This window comes from Vibrio splendidus, assembly GCF_003345295.1.
GTDB lineage: Bacteria > Pseudomonadota > Gammaproteobacteria > Enterobacterales > Vibrionaceae > Vibrio > Vibrio splendidus_K.
On the sequence record NZ_CP031055.1, the window covers coordinates 1,893,652 to 1,905,960 of the forward strand.

11 protein-coding genes are annotated in these 12,309 nt (G+C 44.1%); 7 read left to right on the top strand and 4 right to left on the bottom strand.

From position 1 onward, the window contains the following. Window positions 1–90 precede the first annotated feature (90 nt). Together napF and DUN60_RS08270 are read right to left on the bottom strand one after the other, a co-directional pair. Entirely contained in the window at window positions 91–603 is a 513-nt protein-coding gene (napF, locus tag DUN60_RS08265) for a ferredoxin-type protein NapF (protein WP_114633725.1), read from the bottom strand. Further along, entirely contained in the window at window positions 603–1,169 is a 567-nt protein-coding gene (locus DUN60_RS08270; protein WP_054547352.1) for a molecular chaperone TorD family protein, read from the bottom strand. Before DUN60_RS08270 ends, napF begins: the two co-directional genes overlap by 1 nt. Before the next feature lie 198 nt (window positions 1,170–1,367). Here DUN60_RS08270 and DUN60_RS08275 point away from each other — a divergent pair, with 198 nt between their 5' ends. The 3 genes from DUN60_RS08275 to DUN60_RS08285 are packed head-to-tail and all read left to right on the top strand — an operon-like array spanning window position 1,368 to window position 5,285. Next, window positions 1,368–3,806, top strand: coding sequence for a DmsA/YnfE/YnfF family dimethyl sulfoxide reductase (locus tag DUN60_RS08275; protein ID WP_114633726.1), 2,439 nt, complete (start codon window positions 1,368–1,370; stop codon window positions 3,804–3,806). Window positions 3,807–3,817: 11 nt separating this feature from the next. Beyond that, window positions 3,818–4,438 (top strand): DMSO/selenate family reductase complex B subunit, encoded by a 621-nt coding sequence (locus DUN60_RS08280; RefSeq protein WP_004733360.1) that lies wholly within the window; start codon window positions 3,818–3,820, stop codon window positions 4,436–4,438. A 1-nt stretch (window position 4,439) separates the two neighbouring features. After that, a complete protein-coding gene (locus tag DUN60_RS08285; protein ID WP_114633727.1) occupies window positions 4,440–5,285 on the top strand; it encodes a dimethyl sulfoxide reductase anchor subunit family protein in 846 nt (281 codons plus the stop codon). Between the two features lie 149 nt (window positions 5,286–5,434). Here the strand turns inward: DUN60_RS08285 and DUN60_RS08290 are convergent, their stop codons facing one another. Beyond that, window positions 5,435–6,673 (bottom strand): CinA family nicotinamide mononucleotide deamidase-related protein, encoded by a 1,239-nt coding sequence (locus DUN60_RS08290; protein WP_114633728.1) that lies wholly within the window; start codon window positions 6,671–6,673, stop codon window positions 5,435–5,437. 209 nt (window positions 6,674–6,882) lie between these two features. Between DUN60_RS08290 and DUN60_RS08295 the strand changes: the two genes are divergently transcribed. The 4 genes from DUN60_RS08295 (at window position 6,883) to DUN60_RS08310 (ending at window position 10,935) form a co-directional block, all read left to right on the top strand. Next, window positions 6,883–7,794, top strand: coding sequence for a DUF3943 domain-containing protein (locus tag DUN60_RS08295; RefSeq protein ID WP_054547348.1), 912 nt, complete (start codon window positions 6,883–6,885; stop codon window positions 7,792–7,794). A 253-nt stretch (window positions 7,795–8,047) separates the two neighbouring features. Continuing rightward, on the top strand, window positions 8,048–8,560 hold the full coding sequence (locus tag DUN60_RS08300; protein ID WP_065204842.1) for a glycine cleavage system transcriptional repressor: 513 nt from the start codon (window positions 8,048–8,050) through the stop codon (window positions 8,558–8,560). Window positions 8,561–8,752: 192 nt separating this feature from the next. After that, window positions 8,753–10,393, top strand: coding sequence for an Lcl domain-containing protein (locus DUN60_RS08305; protein ID WP_114633729.1), 1,641 nt, complete (start codon window positions 8,753–8,755; stop codon window positions 10,391–10,393). Further along, complete coding sequence (locus tag DUN60_RS08310) at window positions 10,393–10,935, top strand: Lcl C-terminal domain-containing protein (RefSeq protein ID WP_114633730.1); 543 nt, start codon at window positions 10,393–10,395, stop codon at window positions 10,933–10,935. The genes DUN60_RS08305 and DUN60_RS08310 overlap by 1 nt, the downstream gene beginning before the upstream one ends. A 97-nt stretch (window positions 10,936–11,032) precedes the next feature. On the opposite strand, the gene nspC is transcribed toward DUN60_RS08310, so the two are convergent. Continuing rightward, window positions 11,033–12,166 (bottom strand): carboxynorspermidine decarboxylase, encoded by a 1,134-nt coding sequence (nspC, locus tag DUN60_RS08315; protein ID WP_114633731.1) that lies wholly within the window; start codon window positions 12,164–12,166, stop codon window positions 11,033–11,035. Window positions 12,167–12,309: the final 143 nt, after the last annotated feature.

Here is a 12,309-nt window from a genome sequence, read left to right on the forward strand (position 1 = left end):
TTATGTCTTTAGGAATCTGAGACTACTCGCCTCTCACTCAACCAAAGCCTTTCTGCTAGCTCGCTGCCACAAAGCCAAACCAGACGTTTACTACTGAATAAGGTTCAAAGTCACTGAGCCAATGTAACAAGCGCTTCGGCACTCTCCGCAGCCGTTACACTTATCTTTGTCCACCGTAGGCAACTCCCCTGCTTCGATTTGAATCGCACTTGCTGAACAAGCGGTTTGGCACGCATTACAATCCATTTGCATGTAATTGTTACAGCTATCAGCAAAGCTAGGCTTCAAGTCAATATAAGGCGTGACCGTTGGATGAAGCGCGCCAGTCGGACACACTTCACTGCACTTGTTACACATAGAACAACTGTTGTAATCCAAATTCAGCAGCGCACTGCCCTCTAGCATCTCTATGACACTATTCGGACACGTATGCTCACATAGCCCACAACCGTCGCAAAGACGCTCAAACAGCACCTCATCGACCGCTTTTGGCGGCCTTGCATACGAGCGTTGTGACTTCTCTTCATAATTCGCGGCGGCTTTAACCGGTTTAGAAAGTCGAGTTAAGAAACCACGCCTATCTGAATTTATTTGTTCAGGCATTAATCGATATATAACTTTTTAGTAGCAACGTTTAAATTATATTCAGATGTTAATTGCTCAAGCCAATATATTACATCACTTGATAGCTTCTTATAAAAAGATAACTCTGATGCTGAATTAAATCTCTCTAAATAAACTGATGACCAAGTTAATAAATGAGACTCTAATAATTCACGAGATGAATCAATATTATTATTTTCTAACAAATACGCATGTGCGAGTAGCATTAAACCAAATTGGTCTTCTGGCTCTCTTAAGCCTGTATCTAACTCAATATGATTCAATTCTAAAAACTGTCGATATTCCACAGTCGATGCGCCAAACACAATACGGTCTTTATCGAGATAAACAGAGCCCCAAGGCGGTGCTGGCATGTCGCCAACGCCTTCAAACAGTCGACTAAACTCTGCAGCGAGCGCATCTTCCTGTTCGTTTTGGAGTGCCAGTAAACAATCTTCTGATAAAACTTGGCTCTCTACTAAGGCCTGAACAATATCTATTAACTGTTCTTTATTAGTTGCTTGATAAAATAATGAACCGAGCAATTTATGCGTATCAATAATCATTCTTATTTATACCGTAATTGGTTTAACTATAATTATATAAATAATACGATTGAATTCTTTGATCTATTTTATACATTCGATTCATAATATTTTAATTCCGATCTTATTTGATGCCAATCAATCAATAATTAGAAATAAAAACATAGAGGCTAAACTACCTATAAAGTGCTAGTCATCAATAACAATAGGCATCTTAGAATGACGAATAAGAAAGAATCTGGGGTAATGAATCTTACTCGAAGAGGCTTCATGAAAGCTTCTTCTGCGGTAGGTAGCGCAGCCGCACTCGCGGGCGGTATCGCTTTACCTTTCAAATCCAAACCAGTAGCGGCTGCGGTTGCTGAGAGTGTGGATGAGAAAATCGTATGGAGTGCATGTACTGTAAACTGTGGCTCTCGCTGCCCATTACGTATGCATGTGCAAAACGGTGAAATCAAATACGTAGAAACAGACAACACAGGTACTGACGAATACGGTCATCACCAAGTTCGTGCGTGTCTACGTGGTCGCTCTATGCGTCGCCGTGTTTACAACCCAGATCGCCTGAAATACCCAATGAAACGCGTGGGTAAACGTGGTGAAGGTAAGTTCAAGCGTATTAGCTGGGAAGAGGCTTACGATGAAGTCGCTGGCACCATGCAACGTCTTATCAAAGACTACGGTAACGACACCATCTACCTAAACTACGGTACAGGTACGCTGGGCGGTACGGTAACTAAGTCTTGGCCACCAGCACAAACGCTGATTGCTCGTCTAATGAACTTAAGTGGTGGTTACCTAAACCATTACGGTGACTACTCAACAGCGCAAATCGCGAAAGGCTTGAGCTACACCTACGGTGGTTGGGCAAACAACAACTCTTTCTCTGATCTAGAGAACACCAAGCTTAACATCCAATTTGGTAACAACCCTGCCGAGACACGCATGTCTGGCGGCGGTCTGATCCACCACTATGTAGAAAGCAAAAACAAATCGAACGCAAGAACGATCATCATCGACCCTCGCTACACCGATACTGCCGGTGGCCGTGAAGATCAATGGATCCCAATCCGTCCTTCTACAGATGCTGCATTGGTAGCGGGTCTTGCGCACGTAATGATCACTGAAGACCTTGTCGATCAACCGTTCCTAGACAAATACTGTGTCGGTTATGACGAGAAAACTCTGCCTGCATCGGCGCCTAAAAACAGCGACTACAAATCTTACATCCTAGGTTTAAGCGAAGATGGCGTAGAGAAGACACCAGAATGGGCTTCTAAGATCACCGGTATTCCCGTTGATACTATCGTCAAGCTTGGCCGTGAAATGGGCACAGCAAAACCGTGCGCAATCCACCAAGGCTGGGGCCTGCAACGTACTGCGAACGGTGAGCTAGCGTGTCGTGCAATCGCAATGCTGTCATTACTAACCGGTTCTGTGGGTGTGTCTGGCGGTTCAACAGGCGCTCGTGAAAGTGACATCAACATTCCGTTTGTTCGCTTCCCTACTGTGCCAAACCCAGTTGAAACTTCAATTTCAATGTTCATGTGGACAGACGCAATTTACCGTCACCATGAAATGACCGACATCACTGACGGTGTTCGCGGTGCAGAGCGCCTTAAGAACCCAATCAAGATGATCTGGAACTACGCAGGTAACTGCATCATCAACCAACACTCAGACATCAACAAGACTCACGTGATTCTTCAAGATGAAAGTGCATGTGAAATGATTGTCGTGGTTGATAACCATATGACTTCTTCAGCGAAATACGCCGATATCATCCTGCCAGACTTAACAACGTCTGAGCAAGACGACTGGTGTATGGATGGCAAAGCAGCGAATATGCCTTACTTCATCTACGCGCAGAAAGCGATCGAACCTCAGTTTGAAGCGAAATCTATCTACGAAATGTGCTCTCAGTTGGCTAAACGTATGGGCGTCGAAAAAGAGTTCACAGAAGGCCGAACTCAAGAGCAATGGATTGAGCATCTTTACGCTGAAACTCGTAAGAACGATCCAACACTGCCAACCTTCGAAGAGATGAAAGATCTAGGCATCTACAAACGTAGCTACGACCACCACTACATTGCTTACGAAGACTTCCGTAAAGATCCAGAAGCGAACCCACTGACCACACCAAGTGGCAAGATCGAGATCTACTCGGAGCAACTGGCTGATATCGCGAAGACTTGGAAGCTGAAAGAAGACGAAGTGATTCACCCACTTCCGATTTACGCGGATTCTTTTGAAGGCCATAACGATCCACTAGCAGAAAAATACCCACTTCAGCTAACCGGTTTCCACTACAAGGCTCGTACTCACTCGACTTACGGCAACGTTGCTGAAATCAAAGCAGCAGCACCTCAAGAGTTGTGGATCAACCCGATTGATGCTCAAGAGCGCGGTATTAAAAATGGCGACATGGTCAGTATTTTCAACGACCGTGGCGAAGTACACATTCCAGCGAAAGTGACACCTAGGATTCTTCCTCGAGTTGTCGCACTAGGCGAAGGTGCATGGTACGCACCAGATGGTCAGAAGATCGACCATGCAGGCTCTATTAACGTGCTGACGACTCAGCGCCCGAGCCCACTTGCTAAGGGTAACCCTCAGCATACAAACCTAGTTCAAATCAAAACGCTAAACAAAGCATAAGGTAGGTTGGAATGAAACAATACGGCTTTTACATTGATTCAAGTAAATGCACGGGTTGTAAAACCTGTCAGCTTGCTTGTAAAGATTATAACGATCTAGACATCAAAACGAACTACCGTCGCGTATACGAATACGCAGGTGGTGGCTTCACTCAAGATGGCGATACCTGGGTTCAGAAAGATGTCTTTTCTTACTACCTATCTATCGCTTGTAACCACTGTACTAACCCAGCGTGTGTGAAAGTGTGTCCTTCGGGCGCGATGCACAAACGTGATGAAGACGGTTTGGTTGTGGTTGATGAGAGCGTATGTATTGGTTGTCAGCACTGTAGCAATGCCTGTCCTTACGGCGCACCACAATACAATGCTAAGAAAGGTCACATGACTAAATGCGATGGTTGTTACCAACGTGTTTCTGAAGGCAAACAGCCTATCTGTGTTGAGTCTTGCCCACTTCGTGCATTGGAGTTTGGCGAAATCAATACACTTCGCGAGAAGTACGGCTCTGGTGCGGATGTGGCTCCACTGCCATCTTCAACAGAAACGCTACCGAACATCGTGATTAAGCTGAACAAAAACGCGAAGCCGACTGGCGATACCAGTGGTCACCTAGCAAACCCGAAGGAGGTGTAAGATGATTTTTCATGAGTGGTCTTTAATCTTCTTTACGGTGCTGGCGCAAACTGCGGTTGGTGGTTACTTACTGATTGGCGCACGTGCACTGATACTTGGTCATGACGAAGAGAAACTAAACAGCTACAAGGTTCCAATGTTCATTCTGTGGGCACTAATGGGTCTTGGTTTTATGTTCTCGACAACTCACCTAGGTTCTCCACTGCGCGCGTTTAATGCCTTTAACCAACTAGGTTCGGCTTGGCTGTCTAACGAAGTGTTCTTCGGTGCGGCATTCTTCGCTATCGGTGGCCTGCAATGGCTATTGTCTGTGCTTAAGAAAGGTGGCGTAGCTATCCAGAAAACACTGATGGTTGCCGCGATGGTGTTGGGCGTTATCTTCATGTACGCGATGATCAACGTATACATGATCAACACAGTACCGACGTGGGACAACATCTACACACCATTGAGCTTCATCATGACGATGGTTGTGGGTGGTTTACTGCTGTCTCAGTTCGTGATTGTATTCGCAAATGACAGTCGCTTTACTGTTGACCGTAACATCACCATGCTGGCTGTTATCGCAGTTGCTATCAGCTTGCTTGTGACCGTAGGAAAACTGAACCTAATCGGTGACATTCAAACTTCAGCGGCAAAAGCATCTGAGTTGGTTGACGGTTTAGGCAGCTATGTGATTCTTCAAGTTGCATTGTTGATGGCAAGCTTGTTGATTTGGATTCTACCTATGCTGAACAAAGCAAAAGTGAACCCAGTAAACCTTGGCTTAGCACTAGTATTGTTCTTGGTTTCAGAGTTAATCGGCCGTGGTTTGTTCTATAGTCTACATATGACAAGCGGTTTGTAATCAAGTTCTTAAAGACATGAGTTACGTGTAAACAACGCTGCTTGTTTGGTTATCTAGAAGGCTAGATAAACTAAAGGCCCAACACCTATTTAGATGTTGGGCCTTTTTATTGCGTTTTTAGTACAGACTTGGTTAGCTCGCCTAAATACTTACTTAATAATAGCCGCTGGAATAAACATGTCTTTCAATCGCTTAACCGAAGAGTAAGTACCAAACATCGGTTTGTTGTCTAGGTGTCTTCTCAGCATATCGGCGGCAACGGTCTTGATCACGTTACGTTGGTCTTCGCGTGAGTACTGACGATAAAATTCAAGCACCTGGCCCCATTCTCCCGCTTCGGTCGACAATGCAACGCTGAATGTGTTGCCTTCTAACTTGCCAGTCACCAAAGCTAGCTCAGTACCGCATTTCTCTCTTGTTGCGCCAGCCAGAGCAAAGGTTGCAGCTAATGGATCGCTCTTCTCAAGTTCACTCTCTTTTGGCTCAGCCATCACCCACGAATGCCCGAAGCAATCTTCAACCTGCTCATTCAATTGCAGCCACGCTGACAATGCGCCTTTGGTCGACACTTCAGACACCGATAACGTCTTCTTTTTCTCAGCCATTATGTGGCCAATATGATCAACCATAGGCTCATCAACACTGACGACATTACTTTCTAGCAGCTTGTAAACCATTTGCAGCAACTTAACGCGAGTTTCTAAGTCTGCCTTAGGACCAAACAGTTTGACCTCAATGAACGGCAGATAAGAACGGTAACCAAGCTCATAACCTTCAGGCAGCTTTAATTGGTCCAAAACATCAGAGATACCCGACTCAGACAAACCAAACGTAAACAGTCGACTGCATTCAGAGGCAACCACTTGAGGGTAAGTACGCGACAAATCAGGAATAATATCAAACGTGACCATGCGTTTGAATTCACTCGGGACACCCGGAGTGAAATAGAAAGTCGCATCGTTGATTTTCAGTTTGAAGCCGCAAGCCGTGCCCACAGGGTTATCGACAATCTCTGAACTCGCTGGCAACAAAGCTTGTTTAAGGTTGCTGTCCGGCATCGGCATACCACGTCCAGAAAACATCTCTTCCATACGAGTTAGCCATTCAGGGAACATGACGAGTTTCTGCTCTGAAGCCGTCGCAGCCGCAGCCGCACTCATATCATCAGTTGTCGGTCCTAAACCGCCATTAACGATAACCACATCATAGTTAAAACTCAGCATCAACAGTTCTTCAACTAGAGCATTCATTTGGTCACCCACAGTCGAACGTTTCGCTAGGGCAAAACCGTGCTGATAAAACTCAGCAGACATCCAAGCTGCGTTTGTGTCTACAATGTCCCCATGAAGAACTTCTTCACCAGTGCTTAACATTGCGATTTTCGTCATATTTCTATCCTTTGTAGTCATAAAAAGACACTGCATTATTTACAAACTGGTCTATGGTTGAGTTTGAGACATTTCACCTTTTCACAAATATTAATAATGTTAAATCTAAGGTTTTCTTAGGAAAAGCAATAAATTATTAGTTCCCTAAATCAGGCATTTAATAGATAATTGTGACTCTGATCAATTCTTAACTTCTCATGGAGACCCTTGTGGCCAAATCACCGTTACTAACGAAGGTTACTGCTGCATTTTCAATGCTAATGTCAGTTAACTCGGTTGCAAGCCAATACGACTTCGACCAACCAATCAACCTTTCTTACTCGGATGAATGTGCTCAAGATTACTGTGTTAATGAAAGCTTGTACACCTACAAGCCTAGCAAGAACTATGCACTAAGCGAATCAAGTGATCAGTACGATCTAACGATCGATAAGCAACCAATCTACCTTACTGTCAGCGATGGCAAAGATTGGGATTACTTAATGGGTCAAACCTACACCATTCTTGGCCTAAGTGTCGCAACCGTTGGTCTAATGACTCTTTTACCTGAAAGTATCACTAAGTGGGATGATGACCAACGTGATATCAGCGCACTGGGTAAAAAATGGAAAGATAACGTTTCCGAAGGCCCAGTATGGGATCGTGACGAACACTTCCTAAACTACGTGATGCACCCGTATTTCGGTGGTGTTTACTATACGGCAGCTCGACATGCTGGTTATGACGAGTTTGAGTCTTTCATGTACTCTTGGACAATGTCGACTTTCTTCTGGGAATACGGCGTAGAAGCGTTTGCTGAAGTACCTTCATGGCAAGATCTCTTCATCACACCTTTCTTTGGTGCCGTTGTCGGTGAAATGATGCTAGAAGCAGAACAAGACATCGTTGCTTCAGGTGGCGAAGTGATGGGCTCTCAAACCATGGGTAATGTGTCTCTATTCTTCCTAAACCCTGTTGGCCATATCCACTACTGGGTAAGTGATGCATGGGGTGGTGACGCGGAAGTTAATCTGAATACTAACCCTTGGTGGGATAACCAAGACGCAGCTCGATTCGCCTACGATGCTGGCGCACGATACGATTCTCAATTTGTTGGTATGAACTTTAAAGTAACGTTCTAAATCGTCTTTCAGTCTATGAATTTCAAGTTACTGCATTCCTAATAAAAGCGACAACTCTTCTAAAAAGCGGCTCTCTAGCCGCTTTTTTTGTGCCCTACTCTTCATTCTCTTTTTTTACATCACAGCTTAGTTTCAAAAATTGACATAGGTCAAACATTGTTCGATGTAACCTTCTACACTGAAATTAAAGAACTTTATCGCGTGATATCAAACATTTAATTAGTAACGAATCATTGAAACTTTGGGGGCTGATATGAACAGTACATTTATCGTAAACTTTATCGGAAAAGCATCACCAGCAACAATCAAACAACTTGCTGCTGTTACTCACGAAAACGACGGCAAATGGCTCATCAGTAAAGTTAATTTTATTGAAGACCAGGTCGCAGGCGTACTCAAGGTTCAACTTCCAGCCATCAACGAATCGATTGTGAAAGAGGCTTTCAGCGCCAATGCTGACTTGATCGTGCAGTTTGTTGATTCAGACCACACTCACAACGCACAAGATACAATCCATCACTTAAGGCTCGACTCTAACGACAGAGCAGGTATCGTCAACGAAGTGACACATGTATTAGACAGACAAGGGATCAGCATTCTCGATATGGACTGCCACCGTGTCTTCATCGCTGGCGGCGGTGGCGTTAGCTCAAGCCTATTTACTTCCAAGATTGCCGTTAAGCTGCCAATTGAAGTTCTGATTGATGATGTCGTCAACGAGTTAGAAACGCTCAGTGAAGATACTCGTGTGATGATTGAGAGTTAAGTTACCTACCCTCCCGACAATGGATTCGTTGTTGGGAGGCTAACTAATGAGAAATACACTTCACTTACATAACTTACAAAAATACGAATAAAAAGGATAGAAAAACATAACCTATACATATGAAACCAAGCATTTATATGAATTTATTGTTATCATAGATATCTTATATAATTTAGTAGCTTAGGTTGATACATGGAAAGAAAAAGGTCGAGTTGGCAACTCAATGCCATCTCAGTAATCCTTCTCACAACACTATTTAGCGGCTGTAAAAGCGGCCATGAAAATAATGACAGTGGAACAACAACGACAGGAACCAATACTGGTTCATCCTCTTCCCCGGTTACTGTTAGCCTCCCTAATAGTGTTTCATTTTCTGAACCACAATCAGGGTCAAAAACAGAGTCGATCACCGTTTCTCTTTCCGAAGCCTTAAGCCAAGATCTAACCTTGACGATCTCAACCAGTGACGTAACGACACGTTCCAGTGGTGCGTTCAAGAACTACGATGTTATCTCTAGCCAAAACGTCAAAATTGCGGCAGGAGCAACAAACGCAGATCTGCCATTAAACCTTGTGCACAATAATCTGTATGAAGGAAGCAAAACTCTTCATTATTCTATTAGTTCTGATAACGGTGCAAACTACATTCTTTCAAACGAACGAACTGTAGTCACCATCAATGACAGCGATACCCAACCTACAGTTAGCTTTAGTAATGACTTAAGTACCGTTGTAGAGGGCGATAGTATTATTCAACGAGCTGTTTTGAGTCATTACACCTCTCAAGATGTAACTCTCACTCTCACTCAAACTGGTATTGCCGCTCCTGAGGACTTTACTGTTGATATATCAGAGTTAACTCTCAAGTTACCAGCAGAGAGCGTCTCAACAAATATCACTTTTTCTGCCCGTGATGATAGCTTCGATGAAGGTGGCGAATCGGTAATCTACACAATAGCTTCCGTTGGTAACGCTACAATTGATTCAAGTAAAAGCACTCTCGCGTTCTATATTCCCGGACAGAAGAGTTTCAATGATACTGGTTATGTCACCTATTTTGATGGCACAGCTTACGACAGCGTCACTCCTCCAGCCTCGCACCCTAATCAAGATGCTGATTTTGGTTTAGATAAAACAGATGGAAGTGAACACGCTGATGGAGAGTATGGCTTCCGCTATACCAAAAGAGATGCGAATAGTAACCCGTTAATTTCAACAGCTTCTAGCTGGAGTTGTGTAAAAGACGAACATACAGGGTTGTACATTGAAACAAAGCAAGCCGCTCAATCGCTGCCTTCGACAAACGTCATCGAAGATTGGGTAAAAAAACACAAGCTAGATGCAAACGCAAACCCTTACCCTTGGGGAACTGAATCAAGCTCTTGGCGAAGTGCTTCATACACCTACACTTGGTACGATTCTGATGCGACCACCAATGGCGGTTATGCAGGGGCACCTAACGACCTGCTATATAGCGAAGGGCCTATATCTTCTCAATGCGCTTATCCCAATGACAAGCCTGGTAATCGCTACTGTAATACCAGTAGCTATATTAATGCCCTAAATAGTTATGCTATCTGCGGCATCACGGATTGGCGCCTGCCCTCTCCCATTGAAGCTCGTTCATTTATAAACTTTAATGTGGGTAACAAACCATCAGGACATGTGGATTACTTCCCTAACCTAGGCAGCAAGATCTTTACGAAGACAAGCTCAGTAAAACAAAATGGTAGCGCACGATGCGTTGATACTACTACGGGTGAGCTAGAGCTTTGTAATAAAAACATTTCAAGCTCAACGGGTATTGTCGCTGTGAGCGGAGGCTTAGACTAATGAAACTACATATATGTTTGGGGACACTGACCGCCCTACTGTGCAGCAACGCATTGGCACAAACGTGTGTAACGACACAGCCAGCATCTATTAAAGATGGGCGGTTAATTGACCGTAAAGATGGCACATTACTGGACGTAACCACTAATTTGCTGTGGTCTAAATGCAACTTAGGTGAAAGCTATAATTCTGTAAAAAATACGTGTGATGGAACCGCGTTTAAGTACAAAAGCTGGCAAGATGCACTTAATGCAACTAAAGATACAAAACTGACCACGATTGCTGGTCAAACGGGCTTTCGTTTGCCAAATATCAAAGAGCTCAGTTCAATCGTAGAGTATAGCTGTACTAAACCTGCCATTAACCTTGCACATTTCCCAACGACAACCAATGAGCCTTACTGGACGAATACTCCAGATGCACACAAAATTAACACAGCCTATGATGGTTTGATCATCGATTTCGAAGAGGCACTGGAAATCATAACCGATCCAAGTAACGCCCCTTCCCCTCTAATTCGATTAGTTAAAGAGTTTAAGTAATTGAAATTTAAGAGCAGAAATTAAAAAGAGCAGCTCATCGGCTGCTCTTTTTATTGTTCTGTACCGTCCTAAATATGGTTCTAACGCTATGATTCCGTTACTTAACCGACCATTGTGACAATGAGCGTTTAAAGTCTTCATAGCCAAACTCATTCAACTTTTGAATTTCGCCACTGCTGCGCTCACAATAGATTGATGGCATTTTTAGACCATTGAACCAGTTCAGTTTCACCATGGTGTAACCTGCACTGTCTAACAGGTGCAGCTTTTGACCAATCTTAAGTGGCTCGTCAAAGCTAGCTTCGCAGAACTGATCACCAGCCAAACATGAACACGAACCAATCACGTAGTCATGGCTGCCATTTTCAGACGCTTCCAATACCGATGCTGGCTCATTGTAAATAAGCGTATCAAGTCGGTGTGCTTCTGTAGCTGAATCGACAATCGCTGTTTTCTTCACGTTCTCAACAACATCAACCACTGTCACAACCAAGTCAGTTGTTTTAGTAATGATCGCTTCACCCGGTTCAAGGTACATCTGCACGCCGTGCTTTTCAGAGAAGGCTTTCAGCGCAAGGCCAAGTTTTTCGATGTCATAGCCAGGCCATGTGAAGAACACACCACCGCCCATGCTCACCCAGTCCAACTTATCTAAGTGCTCGCCAAACTGTTCTGAGATTGAATCAAGCAAACCGATAAAGGCATCGACGTCTTTGTTCTCGCAGTTCATGTGGAACATCACGCCATTAATCTCGTCGAAGATCTCAGGCTTAATGTGGTCAGCTTGCACACCCAAACGAGAGAATTGACGCGCAGGGTTTGCTAAGTCTTGTCCTGCGTAGCTCACGCCCGGATTTAGACGTAAACCCAGCGACGCTTTACCTTCAACAATATGACGGTAAGCAGCAAGTTGGCTTTGAGAGTTGAAGATCATCTTGTCGCAGATATCCGCAACTTCTCTCACGTCATCTTCGCTGTAACCCACACTGTAAGCGTGCGTTTCACCACCAAAGGTTTCGTAGCCAAGCTTCACTTCGTATGGGCCAGAGCTTGTCGTGCCATCGAGATAAGGTTTGATAATGTCAAACACCCCCCATGTCGAGAAACACTTGAGTGCCAATACCAACTTCACACCTGAAATCTCTTTCAGCTGTTTAGCTATCTCTAAATTCGCAATCAACTTCTCTTCGTTGATCATGAAATAAGGCGTTTTTAGTTCGTTGTTTTGCATGTTAATACCTTGCGGCCCTCGAGTTCACGAAGGCACATGATAATCGAACAAAGCCGACGCAACAGCATCGGCTTGTAATTATACGTTCTCGTCAATCATATGACTTTGAATGGAATTCGCAGAGCTTTGACCTTGTCGCTAGG